The 17,817-nt window shown below is 32.8% G+C and carries 12 protein-coding genes and 1 pseudogene; 8 read left to right on the forward strand and 5 right to left on the reverse strand.

All coding sequences use genetic code 11. The features are described 5' to 3' along the window. The first annotated feature begins 47 nt into the window (after window positions 1-47). Both OLM54_RS02955 and OLM54_RS02960 read left to right on the forward strand, forming a co-directional pair. The gene (locus OLM54_RS02955) at window positions 48-311 is read left to right on the forward strand and encodes a hypothetical protein (RefSeq protein WP_264537119.1); all 264 of its coding nucleotides are present in this window, start codon (window positions 48-50) and stop codon (window positions 309-311) included. Window positions 312-346: 35 nt separating this feature from the next. Further along, a complete protein-coding gene (locus tag OLM54_RS02960; RefSeq protein ID WP_264537120.1) occupies window positions 347-529 on the forward strand; it encodes a T9SS type A sorting domain-containing protein in 183 nt (60 codons plus the stop codon). A gap of 80 nt (window positions 530-609) precedes the next feature. Here the strand turns inward: OLM54_RS02960 and OLM54_RS02965 are convergent, their stop codons facing one another. The 5 genes from OLM54_RS02965 to OLM54_RS02985 form a co-directional block, all read right to left on the reverse strand. Next, complete coding sequence (locus tag OLM54_RS02965) at window positions 610-1,047, reverse strand: acyl-CoA thioesterase (protein ID WP_264537121.1); 438 nt, start codon at window positions 1,045-1,047, stop codon at window positions 610-612. A gap of 685 nt (window positions 1,048-1,732) precedes the next feature. After that, window positions 1,733-2,758, reverse strand: a complete 1,026-nt coding sequence (locus OLM54_RS02970) for a saccharopine dehydrogenase family protein (protein ID WP_264537122.1) — start codon at window positions 2,756-2,758, stop codon at window positions 1,733-1,735. 47 nt (window positions 2,759-2,805) lie between these two features. Next, window positions 2,806-3,519: a hypothetical protein gene (locus OLM54_RS02975; RefSeq protein ID WP_264537123.1), complete on the reverse strand. Its 714-nt coding sequence runs from the start codon at window positions 3,517-3,519 to the stop codon at window positions 2,806-2,808. 75 nt (window positions 3,520-3,594) lie between these two features. Next, window positions 3,595-3,969 carry a cation:proton antiporter gene (locus tag OLM54_RS02980; RefSeq protein ID WP_413614462.1) on the reverse strand — a complete coding sequence of 125 codons (375 nt, stop codon included), beginning with the start codon at window positions 3,967-3,969 and terminating at the stop codon, window positions 3,595-3,597. Window positions 3,970-4,025: 56 nt separating this feature from the next. Then, window positions 4,026-4,856, reverse strand: a complete 831-nt coding sequence (locus tag OLM54_RS02985) for a cation:proton antiporter (RefSeq protein ID WP_264537124.1) — start codon at window positions 4,854-4,856, stop codon at window positions 4,026-4,028. Window positions 4,857-5,120: 264 nt separating this feature from the next. Here OLM54_RS02985 and dnaK point away from each other — a divergent pair. The 6 genes and pseudogenes from dnaK (at window position 5,121) to OLM54_RS03015 (ending at window position 17,813) form a co-directional block, all read left to right on the forward strand. Then, window positions 5,121-7,003: pseudogene (dnaK, locus tag OLM54_RS02990) on the forward strand (molecular chaperone DnaK). Between the two features lie 146 nt (window positions 7,004-7,149). Beyond that, entirely contained in the window at window positions 7,150-8,220 is a 1,071-nt protein-coding gene (gene corA / locus OLM54_RS02995) for a magnesium/cobalt transporter CorA (protein WP_264537125.1), read from the forward strand. A gap of 26 nt (window positions 8,221-8,246) precedes the next feature. Further along, a complete protein-coding gene (gene pta / locus OLM54_RS03000) occupies window positions 8,247-10,340 on the forward strand; it encodes a phosphate acetyltransferase (protein WP_264537126.1) in 2,094 nt (697 codons plus the stop codon). Between the two features lie 192 nt (window positions 10,341-10,532). Continuing rightward, entirely contained in the window at window positions 10,533-11,717 is a 1,185-nt protein-coding gene (locus OLM54_RS03005) for an acetate/propionate family kinase (protein ID WP_264537127.1), read from the forward strand. A gap of 104 nt (window positions 11,718-11,821) precedes the next feature. After that, complete coding sequence (locus OLM54_RS03010; RefSeq protein ID WP_264537128.1) at window positions 11,822-14,566, forward strand: LuxR C-terminal-related transcriptional regulator; 2,745 nt, start codon at window positions 11,822-11,824, stop codon at window positions 14,564-14,566. Window positions 14,567-14,810: 244 nt separating this feature from the next. Beyond that, window positions 14,811-17,813: a SusC/RagA family TonB-linked outer membrane protein gene (locus tag OLM54_RS03015; protein WP_264537129.1), complete on the forward strand. Its 3,003-nt coding sequence runs from the start codon at window positions 14,811-14,813 to the stop codon at window positions 17,811-17,813. Window positions 17,814-17,817 lie beyond the last annotated feature (4 nt).

Below are 17,817 nucleotides of genomic sequence, written 5' to 3' on the forward strand. Positions count from 1 at the left end.
TATTATTATGAGGGATGTTATTGCTCATAAAATGAGAATATATACAAATGGTGTTTTTTTGCTGCGAATTGGATGAAACGGCTGTTACCGGAATTGGCGAAACGAGTGATTTAATTATTGGGAATATCGGAGAAATTGAACTTGCATCAGGAACTGCGCCTGCGCCTTATAAAGGACAATTTGATGAACTTCAAATGTTTAATTATCCTTTAAATGCAACCCAAGTATTGGAATTATTTAATCAGGATTTTTTAAGTACAGGAAATTCAATGAAAACAAAAGCAATATTGCGGTATATCCTAATCCTGTAAAAGATCAGATTTTTATTCATATTCCAGATCACGCATTGTATTCTGCAACAGTAACTTTAAGCGATATGACAGGAAAAATTGTTATGAAAGAAAAGATTTCTTCTGACGGAAACGGGCTTTTTGCTTTAGATATTGCAAACAAAAATGTTTCGGGAATTTATGTTTTGAATATTTCTGGTGAAGGATTAAATAAGAGTTTTAAGATTTTGACGGAATAAGAATAACCAATCAGTAATTAAAAAACCGTTACATTAATTTGTAACGGTTTTTGTAATTTATATTTAAATGTTTTTTAGATTTAAAGACCAATAAAGCCATCACTTTTTGGAAATATACTCAAAGCCTGAATCGCAATTTCCGGAGTTGGAGAAGCCAGTTTACGCAGTTTGGTATCCATCCATGCGCCATCAACAGTAATGGTTGCACAAAGTGTGTCATCTTCTCTTCTAAATTCATGAATGATTGACCAGCGTGAAGCATCGGCTTTCATTTTTGACGTTTTTGTGTGAATGAATATTTTGTCGGATAGTTTTAGTTCTTTTCTAAAAACACATTCTTCTCTAAACAAAACCGGTCCAAATCCTTGTGTTTGCATCACTTTTAAAGTTAGTCCTAATTCTTGCAGAATTTCGATACGGTGTTGTGCGCCAAAATCGTAATATGCGCTATGTCTAACATGAAAATTTGGGTCAAGATCTGACCAGCGAAAAGAAATTTCTTTTGTAAATGAAGCCATTTTTTAATTTATAATTTTATGAAAATCGAAATTACAAATAAAAATGCAAAGGGAACTTTTTTAAAAAGTTAAATCTAAAATGTTGCAATAATTTTTTTTTAACACATAGAAACATAGTTTGTAGAAGTGAGTAAAAGGCGTTTCACTTGTATTAACAAACATAGAACTATGTGTGAGAAACTTGTATCTTTTGATTTACTTTTTCAAGCAAAAAAAAAATCTATGTTTCTATGTGTTTAATAATGGACAATATTGGATGTTTTTTTTTAAACACATAGAAACATAGCTTGTAGAAATGAATAAAGGCGTTTCATTTGTATTAACAAACATAGAACTATGTGTGAGAAACTTGTATCTTTTGATTTACTTTTTCAAGCAAAAAAAAAATCTATGTTTCTATGTGTTTAATAATGGACAATATTGGATGTTTTTTTTTAAACACATAGAAACATAGCTTGTAGAAATGAATAAAGGCGTTTCATTTGTATTAACAAACATAGGCTATGTGTGAGAAATTTGTTTCTTTTGATTTACTTTTTCAAGCAAAAAAAAATCTATGTTTCTATGTGTTTAATAATGGACAATATTGGGTGTTTTTTTTTTAACACATAGAAACATAGCTTGTAAAAATGAGTAAAGGCGTTTATTTGCATTAACAAACATAGCTGTGTGTGAGAAACATAGCTTAATTCAGATCAGATTCTTGCATGTCTGATATTATAATATCGTCTTTGTCTAATGATTGTAAAAAATCAGAAGCATTGAATACTTCACCAATTGTTGTTACGCCTGTTTTGACTGTTTTTCCGGATAGTATTCTGTTTATGGTTTCTACAACCAAAGGCGCTGTAACGGCGTATATATCTTGTCCCTGAGCCGAAATAGTTCTTTTTTTATGGTCTTTTGCCGCTACAACTTCTACAGAAAAAAGCTGAGACGATCTGTTTTTTTCGTCGGTAGGTTTTGGTTCCGGCGTTTCTGCATTTCGAAGATCATCGAGTGAGTTTTGACTAAGAAAGGTGTTGATCGATTTTACTTTTAAATGACGTGAAATAGTTATAATTTCTGAAAGTGGTAAAGCTACAGCTTCCTGAATTCCGATAGGATTTTTAAAATCCCATTTTATTGGTGAACCAGGTTGAAGTTCCTGTAAACGATTGTCTTTTAAGGTAAGTCTTGTGTAATGATTTCGGTCTCCTGTTAATCTCGTTCCTTTTGTTGGATGCCAGGAATTTAAACCAATATATACGTTTATTTCGTCAATCTCATTCCAATCCTGAGTTATTGCCGTGCTTAGTAAATCAGCTAATCCGCCGTAAAAAGCGACGGCAGGAATAACTAAAATTTCTTTTGATTTTGCTTGTTCTGAAAACTGTTCAAATACGTCTAAAACTGCTTTTTGTTCGGCACTTAAATCAATATAATGAATATTTAATCGCAAAGCCGATTCTATAATAGGTTTTGCTGTATCTAAAAATGGACCGGCGCAATTTACAATAATTTTTGCTCCGGAAAATGCTTCGTCTAATGATTTTGAATCATTGATATTGGCGGCTTTTATGATTGAATCAGGATACTCTGTTTTTAAATTCAGTAGTTTTTCTTCGTCTCTTCCGGAAAGTATTAATTGATAACCTTGTCTGTAAAGTTCGGCTATAATAAATTTTCCGGTATGTCCGTAAGCGCCATAAATTGCAATGCTGTTTTCCATTTTAGAATGATTTATTATTGTTTAAAAAGACTGATTTTGGGTGTTCTTTATAATACCAGATACGTTATTCCAAATCTTAATATTTTTGAATAAGCTTCATTTGTTCCTCCATTATAACCTTCTTTATAATTCGACAATCCGAATGAATATCCCAGATAAACACCAAATTTTTTATAATCTGTTGATATCTGAATTCTCGGACGAAAGTCTGTACTTATTGTTTTTCTGTCTAAAGAGGTTGTATAATTATTTCCGTTTGAAACAGTAGCGTCTCCACATTCTTTCGTATTTAAAATGTTTGCAAAATCAAAGCCTGCCACTAAATCAATAGGTAATTTATTGGCATTAAAACGATATCCTATAAACGGATTTGCATTTATTGTATTAATACTCACAATGGTTTTGCCAGATGCAGGATCGCTAAAATGATTTTCTCCATCATATCCGGACACGGATGATATTGAAGTTTTACTTCCTGTGTTTTCGTAACCGAATCCAATACCATATATTAGATTTACTTTTGTTACTCTTTTTAGATTTACAGAAACACCGTAAGTAAGTACATTTTTTGAACCATAAGGATTGTTTGTATATCCTGAATTAAACTGGCTATTAACGTTTAGAAATGATGAAGATTCTGCGCTTTTTCCTGTAAAAGAAGAAAGTCCTGAGTCTAAGGAAACTCTTAACTCTGTTTTTTGACTGTACGAATTTGAATAGATTAGGAAAGAAAATGCAAATAATAATAATACTTTTTTCATTAGGATTGGTTTAGTTAATGGAACGCTAATGTAGCTAAATTTGTATTATATTTTATTTCTAATTTCTTATCTTTTTTATTCTTCTTTCTTCAAATTTAGTTTTTTTACAATCCACGGAAGTGTAAGCCCTTGCCCGATTAGCGTTAAAAGTACAACGGCGACAGAAATGAAAATAATGGCGTTTCTTTGCGGGAATGGGGTTCCGTCTTCAAGAAATTTTGGCAACCCCAAAGCAATGGCTAATGAAACAATACCGCGCATTCCTGACCAGCTGATAATGAAACTATTTTTGGTATCGAGTAATGCCTGTTCGCTTATTTTTCGTCTTTTTTTATCATTGTTTAGAAAATTCTTTTGAAGATTTGATTTCTGAAAAAAGATCCTGACCATTCGGGTTAATAATGCTACAATAGTTATGATTATAGCATAACCGATATAAGGCAAAATCATGTCGTTATCAATATCTTTTAGTATATATCTGGAATTAAGCCCGATTAGGATAAAAATTAATCCGTTGAGCAGGAAAATAATAACATCCCAAAGGCTTTTTGAACTGTTTTTAAATTTTCAGGGAATATTTTATTGCTAAAACGTGCGATTGCCAAACCTAAAAATACAACAGCAATTACGCCTGAAACATGCAAATGTTCTGCGACCAGATAGGTTACAAAAGGCATTAGCAACATAAAACTAATCGTGACATTTACATTTTTATGGACTTTGGTGAGTATGAAGGCTAAAATTTTGCCCATGATCATACCTATTAAAAATCCTCCTCCTAATAAGAGTATAAAATCTAATGTTGCTTTCCAGATTATAAAGGCTGAACCCATTGCGGCTGCAACGGCAAAACGATATGCAACAAGCGCTGATGCATCATTAATCAAACTTTCGCCTTCGAGTATGGTAATGGTTTTTTCGGATATTCCGAGGCCTTTTGTTACGCTTACTGCGGCGACAGCATCAGTTGCAGAAAGTATGGCTCCGAGTACAAAGGATAGCGGCCAGGTCATTCCGGGAATCATATAATGAGAAACTACAGCGATCCAGAATGTGGTTAGAAAAACCAAAGGTATTGCCAGTGTACTTATTGTGCTAAGATTGGTTTTGAAATGTTTTGGAGATATATTAAAGGATGCATCATATAATAATGGCGGCAGAAAGATCAGGAAGACAATTTCGGGATTGATCTCAATTTCGTTCATTGTTGGAATAAAACCAATTGCTATTCCAACAATTACTAAGAGTATTGGATAGGGTAATTTTGCTTTATCGGCAAATGCAGAAATGCCTATGACAATTGCCAATATGAAAATGATGATGGTGTAGTTTTCCATTATTTTGGTTTAGAAAAAGCTAATGTAGGTATTTCATGATTTATTTAAAAGGATGGAAAGATATTATACTAAACAGCTCCTGATAATGACACGTAAAGTGCTGATATGCCACGAATGTCAGGTTTTAAAAATGTCATGTTGTCAGATGATTTTTATGGTGCCGACATGAAAACTGACAATTTACTTTGGTTTTTTATATTGGCATAAAGATTGACTTATGCCACCTGAGTTATAAAATGTATATCAAAATTAAATATATAAAAAATGGGTAAAATAATCGGAATTGACTTAGGTACGACGAACTCTTGTGTTTCTGTAATGGAAGGTAACGAAGCAGTTGTTATCCCTAACGCAGAAGGAAAAGAACAACTCCATCTATCATTGCTTTTGTTGAAGGTGGCGAAATTAAAGTGGGTGATCCTGCAAAAAGACAAGCAGTAACGAATCCTACAAAAACGATTGCTTCTATTAAACGTTTTATGGGACACACTTTTGCTGAGACTACAAACGAAGCAAAAAGAGTTTCTTATTCAGTTGTAAAAGGTGACAACAATACGCCACGTGTGGATATTGACGGTCGTTTATATACTGCTCAGGAATTGTCAGCAATGACTCTTCAAAAAATGAAAAAAACTGCTGAAGACTATTTAGGTCAAACTGTAACTGAAGCGGTTATTACTGTTCCTGCTTACTTTAACGATGCACAACGTCAGGCTACTAAAGAAGCTGGTGAAATTGCTGGTCTTAAAGTTATGCGTATCATCAATGAGCCTACAGCAGCAGCTTTGGCTTACGGATTGGATAAAAAAGGAACTGATCAAAAAATTGCTGTTTACGATTTAGGTGGTGGTACTTTTGATATCTCTGTTCTTGAATTAGGAGACGGAGTTTTTGAAGTATTGTCTACAAACGGTGATACTCACTTAGGTGGAGATGATTTTGACCATGAAATTATTGACTGGTTGGCTAATGAATTTTTAGCTGAAGAAGGTATTGATTTACGTTTGGATCCAATGTCATTGCAACGTTTGAAAGAAGCTGCAGAGAAAGCAAAAATTGAATTGTCTTCTTCTTCAGAAACTGAAATCAACTTACCTTACGTAACTGCTACAGCTTCAGGACCAAAACACTTAGTAAAAAAATTATCTAGAGCTAAATTTGAGCAATTAACTGATTCATTAGTTAAACGTTCTATGGAGCCAGTTGCTAAAGCATTAAAAGATGCAGGTTTATCTACATCTGATATTGACGAAGTTATTCTTGTTGGAGGTTCTACTCGTATGCCAAGAATCGCTGACGAAGTTGAAAAATTCTTTGGTAAAAAAGCATCTAAAGGTGTTAACCCTGATGAAGTTGTTGCTATTGGAGCTGCTATTCAAGGTGGAGTTTTATCTGGAGATGTAAAAGATGTATTGTTACTTGACGTTACTCCTTTATCTTTAGGTATCGAAACTATGGGTGGTGTATTGACTAAATTAATTGAGTCTAATACAACAATTCCAACTAAAAAATCACAAGTTTTCTCTACTGCTGCTGATTCTCAACCATCTGTTGAAATTCACGTATTGCAAGGTGAAAGAGCTATGGCGGTTGATAACAAAACTATCGGTCGTTTCCACTTAGATGGTATTCCACCAGCACCAAGAGGAGTTCCTCAAATCGAGGTTACTTTTGATATCGATGCTAATGGTATCATCAAAGTTTCTGCAACTGATAAAGGAACTGGAAAATCTCACGATATTCGTATCGAAGCTTCTTCTGGTTTAACAGCTGAAGAAATCGAAAAAATGAAAAAAGATGCTGAAGCGAATGCTGACGCTGACAAAATAGCTAAAGAAAGAGCTGAGAAATTAAACGAAGCTGACAGCATGATTTTCCAAACAGAAAGTCAATTGAAAGAGTTAGGAAGCAAATTAGCTGACGACCACAAAGTTGCTGTAGAGTACGCTTTAACTGAATTGAGAATGGCTCACCAATCTCAAGACATTCCAGCTATTCAAACTGCTCTTGATAACATCAATGCAGCTTGGAAAACAGCTACAGAAGCTATGTATGCTCAAGGTGATCAAGGTCAACAAGCTGCTCCACAACAAGAGCAATCGCAAGGTGACAATGTTGAAGACGTTGAATTCGAAGAAGTAAAATAATTCTTCTTTAAACTATATGAAAAACCGAGTCAGAAATGGCTCGGTTTTTTTTTTATTCAAAACTGAAATGATTCCCATCAAAATGACAATTGTCATTTCCCATTCAGATTCTTTTTCGTAATATTACTATATAATTCATTTTGTGAATGAGAAAGATAAAATACAAGAAAGGGCGCAAGCTTCAACATATTACTTTAGAGTATACAGGAACGCACAAAGAGCATGAAACAGAAATGCAGCTTTTTGTATATGATGATGCCGATGTTATTGAATATGATAAATTTAGCATTCAGGCATTAAATACCTGTATTGATTATTCTAAAAATAACTGGCTCAATGTTCATGGCTTAAATGATATTGGTTTACTTAAAACCATTGGAACACATTTTAAAGTTGATGATTTTTTATTAGCCGATATTTTAAATACGACCAAAAGAACGAAGTTACAGGAACAGCAAGACATTTTATTTTTTAATATAAAATCACTTTTGCCTTCTGAATATTCAGATAATATTAGTGTAGAACAGCTTAGTTTTATTTTGAAAGACGGAATTTTAATTTCTTTTCAGGAAAAGAGAAGTGATTTTTTTACGCATATTAGAGAGCGACTTCGCACACATGCCGGAATTGTTCGAACAAAAAAAGTCGATTATTTACTGTATTTATTATTAGATGCCGTAATAGAAAATTTTTACATTACGATTGAAGACGAAGAAGATAAAATTGAAGAATTAATCAATTTAACCAAAAAAGGAGCAGATCCTGTTATTCTGGAAAAGATTGAAAACCATCGTGATAACTTTAATTTTTTAAAACGTTCTATTGTACCGCTTCGGGATTCGTTATATTATTTGAAAACGATAAAAGATGATGATACCAATAGTCTGATTCAAAAAGATACCTTTAATTTTTTCATTCGATTGCATCAAAAAAGCTTAGAACTTTTAGAACAGATAGAGTCGGATATGAGTTCATTGGAAAGCGCTTCTAATTTTTATTTTTCGGAACAAAGCCGAAAAATGAATGAAATTATGAAAACGCTGACTATTATTTCGGCCATATTTATTCCACTAACTTTTATTGTTGGTGTTTACGGAATGAATTTCGATTATATGCCTGAACTGCGTGCAAAAAACGGCTATTTTATTGTCATGGGAAGTATGATTTTATTGGTAATTGCCTTGATTATTTATTTCAAAAAAAGACGTTGGTTTTAGCGTTTACAGCATTAAAAATATAAATTATGAGTAAAGCAATATATATAGCCACGAGCGATCAAAATAGCGGAAAATCGATTGTTACACTCGGTTTAATGAGTATTTTGATTGGCAAAACGGCCAAAGTAGGCTATTTTAGACCTATCGTAGAAGATTTTGTTGATGGTGAATTAGACAATCATATCGAAACTGTTCTTTCGTATTTTAACCTTGATATTAAGTTTGAAGATGCTTATGCGATCACAAAAAGCAAACTGATCAAGAAAAAAAATAAAGGAAAAATAGGAGAGGTTTTAGATCTTATTATCGAGAAATACAAAAAGCTGGAAGAGCGTTTTGATTTTGTTCTCGTAGAAGGAACAAGCTTTACAGGCGAAGGAACTTCAATCGAATTGGATTTGAATGTTTTAATTGCCAAAAATCTTGGAATTCCAACCATAATTATTGGTTCAGGAGTTGGAAAAACACTCGAAGAACTTGTTGATAGTCTTTACCTGATTTATGATTCTTTTAAAGTAAAAGAAGTTGAGGTTTTATCTGTTATTGCAAATAAAGTTCAGCCTGAAAACATAGAATTGGTTACTAAAAGCCTGCAAAAAAGTTTGCCGGCGAACGTTTTGGTTAATACAATTCCCCTAATTTCGAGTTTAAATAATCCAACAATGCAGGAAATTGTTAATCAGCTTGATGCAAAAGTATTGTTTGGAAGCGCGTATTTAAATAACGAAATCGGGCATTTTAGCGTAGGAGCGATGCAGCTTCATAATTATCTGGTTCATTTACATGATAATGCTTTGGTAATTACGCCAGGCGATCGTTCAGATATTATTCTGGGAGCATTACAAGCCAATGAATCGGCAAACTATCCTACCATTTCAGGAATTATTTTAACCGGAAATATTATTCCCGAAGATAGTATTTTAAAGCTTATTGAAGGACTTTCGGCAATTGTTCCAATTATTGCAGTTGATGGCGGAACGTACCATATCACCAATAGAATTGGTGCTATTAAGTCTGAAATTTATGCCAACAACACGCATAAAATTGAAACCTCAATAACTACTTTCGAGAAATATGTAGATAATGATGCGTTATCTGAAAGATTAATCACTTTTATACCGGAAGGAATGACGCCAAAAATGTTCCAGTACAATATGGTAAAAAGAGCAAAACAGCATCGTAAACATATTGTTTTACCTGAAGGAAATGATGACAGGATTATTATCGCGACTTCAAGATTATTAGATATGGATGTGGTTGATATTTCGATAATTGGAGATAAAAAACAGATTGAAAATAAAGTTACTGAACTTGGAATAACTTTTGATTTTTCGAAAGTTAATATCATAAATCCTATCGAATCAAAACTATATGAAGATTATGCTAATACATATTACGAACTTAGAAAAGCGAAGAATGTAAGTATTACAATGGCAAGGGATTTAATGGAAGATGTATCTTATTTTGGCACCATGATGGTGTATAAAGGTCACGCAGACGGAATGGTTTCCGGCGCGGCACACACTACACAACATACTATTTTGCCGGCATTGCAATTCATTAAAACAAAACCAAATTCATCTGTAGTTTCGTCGGTATTTTTTATGTGTTTAGAAGACAGAGTTTCGGTTTTTGGCGATTGTGCCATTAATCCAAACCCGACAGCAGAACAATTGGCAGAAATTGCTATTTCATCGGCAGAATCAAGTTCAGCTTTTGGAATTGAACCAAAAATAGCCATGCTTTCTTACTCATCAGGTGCATCAGGAAAAGGGGATGAAGTTGATAAAGTAAGAGCAGCAACCGAAATTGTAAAACAAAAACGTCCTGATTTAAAAATAGAAGGCCCAATTCAGTATGATGCCGCTGTGGATCGCGCTGTAGGTAAAAGTAAAATGCCGGATTCTGAAGTTGCAGGGCAGGCGAGCGTACTTATTTTTCCGGATTTAAATACAGGAAATAACACCTATAAAGCAGTACAAAGAGAAACGGGAGCATTAGCAATTGGTCCAATGCTGCAAGGTTTAAATAAACCTGTAAACGATTTAAGCCGCGGCTGTACCGTAGATGATATTATAAATACAGTTGTAATAACAGCAATTCAGGCGCAGGGACTTTAAATAATTATCAATTATTAATTGTTAATTGTGAATTAAAAAGTAGAACGCGGATGATACTGATTCGCCAGCGCGAAAACGCAGATTTACACGGATTTTATTTTTGGTAGAATAAAAAATCCGTTTTAATCCTTGTCTTTACGAAGTAAATCAGCGTCATCCGCGTACTAGTGTCAACAACAAGAAATAAAAAAAATGAAAATATTAATTATCAATTCAGGAAGTTCATCAATAAAATATCAATTAATGGTTATGCCAACAAACGAAGTAATTTGTAGCGGTATGATTGATAGAATTGGGCTGGAAACTTCAAATATTACGTTTAAGACTTCCTCAGATTCAATAGAAGAATTACTTGCAATTCCTAATCATAAGGTAGGTTTGCAAAAAGTAGCCGATATGCTTTTAGATGCAGACAAAGGCGTGATCAAATCAACATCAGAAATTGGAGCAGTTGGGCATCGCGTAGTTCATGGCGGAAGTTATTTTTCCGATACAACAATTATTACTGATGAAGTTAAAGAAAAAATAAAAGAACTTTCAGAATTAGCTCCTTTGCATAATCCGGCGCATTTAGTTGGAATTACGGTTGCCGAAGAAATTTTTTCGGATGCAAAACAAGTCGCCGTTTTTGATACCGCTTTTCATCAAACGATTCCTGTTGAAGCTTATAAATATGCGATTCCTAATTATCTTTTAACCGAAAATAAAGTGCGCGTTTATGGTTTTCATGGAACGAGCCACAAATATGTATCTGAAAAAGCGATTGCTTATTTAGAAAACAATTCTAAAATAATCACAATTCATCTCGGAAATGGCTGTAGTATGACAGCAATTAAAGACGGAAAAAGTATTGATCATACAATGGGTTTTTCACCGTCAAACGGTTTAATTATGGGAACCCGTGCCGGAGATATCGATCAATCTGTGATTTTTTACCTAATTAAAAATTTAGGATATTCTGCCGATGAAGTAAATGCAATTTTACTAAAACAAAGCGGAATGTTAGGACTTACCGGTTACAGCGATTTGCGTGATATTGAAGCCGAAGCTGAAAAAGGAAATAAAGATTGTCAACTGGCTTTATTAATGAACGCCTACCGTATTAAAAAATATATTGGTTCTTACACAGTAGCTTTAAATGGTTTGGATGCCATTATTTTTACGGCAGGAATTGGAGAGAATTCCTCATATATGCGCAAATTAGTTTGTACTGATATGGATTATTTTGGAATTGAATTGGATGATGAAAAGAATCAAATTCGATCTAAAACGATTAGAGAAATCAATACACCAAATTCAAAAACAAAAGTTTTAGTTGTGCCAACAGACGAAGAATACGAAATTGCCAATCAGGTGTACCATTTGCTTGAAAAATAATTCTAAGAAATAATTTCAATTTAAAAAAGCTTCTCAATCGGGGAGCTTTTTACTTTATAGAAATTAAATATTTGTGAGTATCTTTGACTATAAATCCGAATACTTTGAAATCAATACTTTTAAAATCATTTTTTTTCTTTTTCATTGCTTTTCAAATCCAAGCACAAGAATTACTTCCTTTCGTAGAAAATTATAATAAATCAGATTATCAGGGTGACAACCAAATATGGAATGTGGCTCAGGGTAATGATAAAGCTATGTATTTTGCCAATAATCATTATTTACTGCGGTATGATGGCGTAACCTGGGAAAAATATGCTTTGCCAAATAAAACCATTATTCGCTCGATTATGATTGAAGGCGATAAAATCTATTCCGGTTCTTATAAGGAATTTGGTTACTGGTACAGAAAAGAGGGTAAAATGCGTTATGTTTCGATTACCAAAAACCTGCATTTATTTGATGAAAAAGACAATGAAGAAATCTGGAAAATTTTCAGGTTTAATGGTTCTATTTATTTCCAGTCTTTTAATGATATTTTTATTTATGACGGAACGCATATTCAGAAAATCAAATTTCCTTTTTTAATTTCCTATTGCTTTGTAATCAACAATAATGTTTATGTTGCTTCGGTTGAAAAAGGTCTTTTTAAAATGGATGGTTCAAAAATATCGAATCCAAAAGGATGGAATGTTTTGAAGAATACAGTGGTGCATGCGATTGAAAAACATCAGGACAAATATTATATTTTCACTCAGAAAAAAGGGATTTTTATTATTGAAAAAACAGGTTTAAAACCATGGAATAATCCTTTAAATGAAATTTTAAAAGCAGCAACAATCAACGTTGCCAAGTTTATTAAAGCAAATAAACTCGTTATAGGAACAGGAAACAGAGGCGTTTTTATTTATGATTTTAATACAGATACGTATAAAAATATCAATAGAAGTAATGTCCTGATGAATAACTCTATTTTGAGTATTGGTTTCGATAAGGAAAACGATTTATGGCTTGGACTTGATAACGGAATTGCACATGTTGAAGTAAATTCTCCAATATCGTTTTTTTATGATAACTCAGGAACTTTAGGATCTATTTATTCCGTTGCGACAACAAATAAAGGCTATTTAATTGCCTCTAATCACGGTCTTTTTGAATTTGATTCAGGCAAGTTTAAAATGATACCAAATACTCAGGGACAAGCCTGGAATATTACTAAAATAAATGATAAGTATATCATTGGACATAATGATGGTACATTTTCGTATGAGAATGGTTCTTTATCCAAAATTAACAAAGTAAGCGGCGGTTGGAATTTATCCAAAAGTAATATTAATAATATTTATTTTCAGTCAACATACAGTGGGATTCTTGTTTATGATAATCCTGCAGATCTGACGCAATACAAAATAATAAATAATCTTTCGAAGCCTATAAAATATGCCGCTCAGAATAAAAAAAATGAAATATGGGCAGCAGATAATTATCGTGGTTTGTATCGTGTTTTATACGACGATAATTATAAAACAAAAAAAATAGAGAATATAACACAGCAAAGTAAGATTAATAATGATTTTGGAGTTAAGATTTTTGAATTCAGAAATGAGATCCTGTTCTTGATTAATAATGCCTGGTATACCTATAATTCAATCACCAATCAACTTGAAGAGAGTGAGTTGTTTAATCAAAATTTCAAGAATGTTTCTGATGTTATTAGCATCGACGAAGATCATTTTATGGTACTTCAGGACGGAATTTTATATCATATATATGTCAAGGGAAATAAATTTGTGTGGAATATAATTCAGGAGAAATATTATAAAGGAAAACTAATCAACGATAATTTAAGAATTTTCAAAAACAAGAATCATTATCTGTTAAATCTCGATGATGGTTTTATTTCTCTGCAGTTAAAGTATGAAAACAAACAAAACACAGAAATAAAAGTTGAGGCTTTTAATGATGAAAATTTGATTCCTGATGATTCTAAAATTAAATATAATACAGAATTAAAAATCAATGTTATATCAGGAATTTATGGAGCCAGTAAACCTAATTTATTTTACAAACTTAATAAAAGCAAAGATTTTACTCCAATTTCAGATGGATTGATTTTGCTGAATAATTTAAGCAGTGGTTATCATGCTATAGAAATTTATAAACATGATGGAGCGAATTATGATAAAGTGTCCAATTTTGAATTTAAAGTAGCGCAGCCCTGGTATTTTTCTTTTTGGATGATTCTATTATACTTGCTGGTAATTGGAGGAGTTTTATTTTTCTATTATAAATGGAATAAACTTCGCTATATGCAGAAATTAAAATTGCAGGCAGAGGAATTAAAGCACCAACGAGAAATTCTTGAAATGGAGTTGAAGGCAGAGAACGAACTAAATATTCAGGAATACGAAAAACATATTTTAGAACTCGAACTGCAGACAAAATCATCAGAAGTTGCCGGAAAATCATTGTCTATAGCCAAGCAAAGTGAAATGATCGAAAATATTCAAAATATTCTGGATTCTGAAAAAGACTTTAATAAACTTAAAAGTGAAATCAAGAAAACCATTAAGATAAATGAAGTCAATAAACACGAATGGGAAATTTTTGAGACTAATTTAAATCAAATACATAATGAGTTTATCATTAACCTTTCAAAAAAGTTTCCAAATCTAACTCCAAAAGATATAAAACTCTGTGTTTATCTTAAAATGAATCTTTCTTCAAAGGAAATTGCACCTATGATGAACATCTCATTTAGAGGTGTAGAATTGCACAGATATCGTCTAAGAAAGAAATTAAATCTCGCTCAGGAAGAAAACCTGTCAAAGTTTTTATTAAGTCTGTAAGATTCGTATTTGTTTTTTACAGATTTTATATTTTTCCACATCATTTTTTATATAATTCAAATACATCATTACTACATCATAAGGTTATGTTAAGGAAATAAAATTAACATTTAAAATGTTGATTATTAGTAGTGTATATAAATGATTTAACATAATGATGTAGCTATGTAGTAGTGGTATTTGATGTACTACAACGTTGTAATTGTTTAATTTGGCTCTACTAACTTAAACGATTACGAACTGTATGAAAAATTTTATTTTTAGCTTTTTAGCACTCTTGCTGCTTCCGGCTTATATGTCTGGACAAGCAATTAAAGGAAAAGTAGTAGACAGTAGTGGAATGGGAGTACCTGGAGCTGTTATTAGTGCTCCAACTTCAAGAACTTCTGCTGATGCTGATTTTGATGGAAATTTTACAATAAACGCCAAAGAGGGTGAGATTATAAAAATCTCAATGTTGGGTTTTGATGCTGTCTCTGTGCCGGCAACAACAACACCAATGACAGTTACATTAAAAGAATCTGGTGATACAGCACTAAAAGAAGTAGTTGTAATTGGTTACGGAACCAGAAAGAAAATTGATAATACTTCGGCTGTAAGCTCAATTAAGTCTGAAGAAATTACTAAAATGAAAGTTGCTAATGCTTCGCAAGCCATACAAGGTAAAGCAGCGGGTGTTCAGGTATCAACTTCAGATGCTCCGGGAAGCACGCCTTCAGTTGTAATTAGAGGAGCCGGTACGGCATTAGGAGGAAGAAATCCTCTTTATGTTGTAGATGGTATGCCTACAGAAAACATCAATAACATTAATACTAATGATATAACATCTTATGAGATTTTAAAAGATGCTTCTTCCTTAGCTATTTATGGTACCAGAGGTGCAAATGGTGTAATCATGATTACAACTAAATCCGGAAAAGGAAAAATGAATGTAGAGGTTGAAAGCTTTGCAGGTGTTAGAACTCCTTTGAAAACAGTTAAAATGGCAAATAGCGAAGAATATGTTCGTTATAGTAATGCTGCTTTTAGTAATGATTTTCCACAAGGAAGATTCTCTGCTAATCAACCTTATAATACTGATTGGCTGGACGAGATCACAAGAACAGGATCTTATACTCAAAACAATATCGCAATCTCAGGATCTTCAGAAAATGTAAAATATTTTTTTAGTGTTGGAAATTACGAAGAAAAAGGAATCCTGAATGGATCTGATTACGGACGTACTACTATTAGAAGTAATAACGAGTTTAAGCTTTCAGATAAAGTTAGAATAAGCCAAAATTTAAGTGTAAGTACTATAAAAAACACACCAATGCCTTTGAGCGCATTTACTAATGCTTACAGACAAGCCCCAATTGTTCCTGTACGTTATGCCGATGGAAAATATGGTGTACCATTTGTTTCAAATGGAATTGTAGCTGAAACAGGAGCATCCTTTAACAATGTTGGAAATCCTGCTCCTCAATTAGATTATACTAATGAGCAGCAGCAAAGTGTTATTTTACAGGGAGGTTTGAAATTAGATTATGATATAATTAAATCATTAAAATTTACATCACAATTTAATGGTGAGTTTTATACTTACAAACAGTATAATTATGTTGATAATACAGCACTTTGGCTATCGGTAGACCCTACTCGTACAGAAGCAGATTATCCAACAAGTTTGAATATAAATACGTTAACCAGAGGTAGAGACCAATACTTCAATTGGAATTTATCTAACTATTTTACTTATAATAAAGTTTTTGCAGAAATTCACGACGTTGAAGTTACCGCAGGTATTGAGGCTAATGTTCAAGGAACGAGAGAGAAGTTAACGATTGATAGAAAAAATGTAAATCCAAATTCTAATTATTGGTCTTTAAAAGATGTAAATGTTGCAAGCTCTGTAACTGGTTATAAAGATGAAGCTTTGAATCAAAGAAGATTAGCATCTTATTTTGCACGTTTTCAATACAAATTGCTGGATAAATACTTGTTTACCGGAACAGTAAGACGTGATGGATCATCACAATTTGCTGAAGATAAACGTTGGGGAACATTCCCGTCAGTTGGTTTGGGTTGGATTATATCGAAAGAAAGCTTTTTAAGTAATGTTGAGCCAATTAATTTGTTAAAACTAAGAGGTTCTTGGGGTAGATTAGGAAATCAAAATGTACCGCTTAATACTCAGGTATTTACTTCTGGATTAGATTATCCGGATCTTGGTCCCGGTACCACAATTAATTCTCAGGTAGATCCTAATTTATCATGGGAAATTGTCGAGGAACTTTCAGGAGGTTTTGATTTTGAATTATTGAATAACAGATTAAAAGGGTCTTTTGATTTGTATGATAAAAAAACAACAAATACAATTTTAAATGTTACCCCGTATTCAACTTCAGGAATTACATTAGCGACACCGGCACATGTTGGAGAAGTTTCTAATAAAGGATATGAAATCGCGTTACGTTGGGATGATAAAATAAATGACAATTTAAGCTACTGGGTTGGAGGTAATTTTTCTCATAATAAAAATGAACTTACAAGCCTTAAAAATGTTAAACTATCTCCGATAATTGGAGGAAGTTTAGGAAACGGTCAAAATACCAAAATTCTTGATAATACTTCAGTAGGACATCCTTTAGGCAGTTATTTTATGTATGAATATGCAGGTATTGACCCAACAAATGGCCAAATGCTGTACTATAAAGCAAATGGAACAAAAGTTGTTCAAACAGCTTTAGATGAACTTGAAGACAAGAAATATGCAGGTTCACTTTTACCATCTTCTACTTACGGGGTTACTTTAGGATTAAATTATAAAAATATTGATTTTTCTGTTGACGGGTATGGAACAGGAGGAGCAAAAGTATATAATGGGAAGAAAGCACAAAGATTTGGAGGAGAAAACATAGAAGCATCTTTAGCTAATGATTTTTGGACACCTACAAATACAACAGCTTCTAATCCTGCACCTTCAAACGTGACACCATTTGCTTCAACTTATTATCTTGAATCAGCAGATTTCTTTAGAATCAATAACATTACTTTAGGGTATAAATTACCTCTTAAAGAAGATCAGTTTATTAGCTTTTGCCGAATATATGTAAACGCAATCAATCCGTTTATTTCTCAAAAATTCTCAGGATTTTCACCAGACGTTACAAGTGATGGTAAACTTGTTGAAGGCACTCAGGGGGTTGAGCTAGATGCTTACCCGTCATTGAGATCATTTGTTGTAGGTGTTAATTTAAAATTTTAATATT

Source organism: Flavobacterium sp. N1736 (assembly GCF_025947065.1).
Lineage (GTDB): Bacteria > Bacteroidota > Bacteroidia > Flavobacteriales > Flavobacteriaceae > Flavobacterium.

Excerpts from the sequence above, each read along its gene's own strand:
- OLM54_RS02970 (WP_264537122.1), bottom strand. The coding sequence starts at position 2,758 with ATGGAAAACAGCATTGCAATTTATGGCGCTTACGGACATACCGGAAAA.
- OLM54_RS02985 (WP_264537124.1), bottom strand. The coding sequence starts at position 4,856 with ATGGAAAACTACACCATCATCATTTTCATATTGGCAATTGTCATAGGC.
- OLM54_RS03015 (WP_264537129.1), top strand. The coding sequence starts at position 14,811 with ATGAAAAATTTTATTTTTAGCTTTTTAGCACTCTTGCTGCTTCCGGCT.
- OLM54_RS02980 (WP_413614462.1), bottom strand. The coding sequence starts at position 3,969 with ATGATTTTGCCTTATATCGGTTATGCTATAATCATAACTATTGTAGCA.
- OLM54_RS02975 (WP_264537123.1), bottom strand. The coding sequence starts at position 3,519 with ATGAAAAAAGTATTATTATTATTTGCATTTTCTTTCCTAATCTATTCA.
- OLM54_RS03005 (WP_264537127.1), top strand. The coding sequence starts at position 10,533 with ATGAAAATATTAATTATCAATTCAGGAAGTTCATCAATAAAATATCAA.
- pta (WP_264537126.1), top strand. The coding sequence starts at position 8,247 with ATGAGTAAAGCAATATATATAGCCACGAGCGATCAAAATAGCGGAAAA.
- OLM54_RS02965 (WP_264537121.1), bottom strand. The coding sequence starts at position 1,047 with ATGGCTTCATTTACAAAAGAAATTTCTTTTCGCTGGTCAGATCTTGAC.
- corA (WP_264537125.1), top strand. The coding sequence starts at position 7,150 with ATGAGAAAGATAAAATACAAGAAAGGGCGCAAGCTTCAACATATTACT.
- OLM54_RS02955 (WP_264537119.1), top strand. The coding sequence starts at position 48 with ATGGTGTTTTTTTGCTGCGAATTGGATGAAACGGCTGTTACCGGAATT.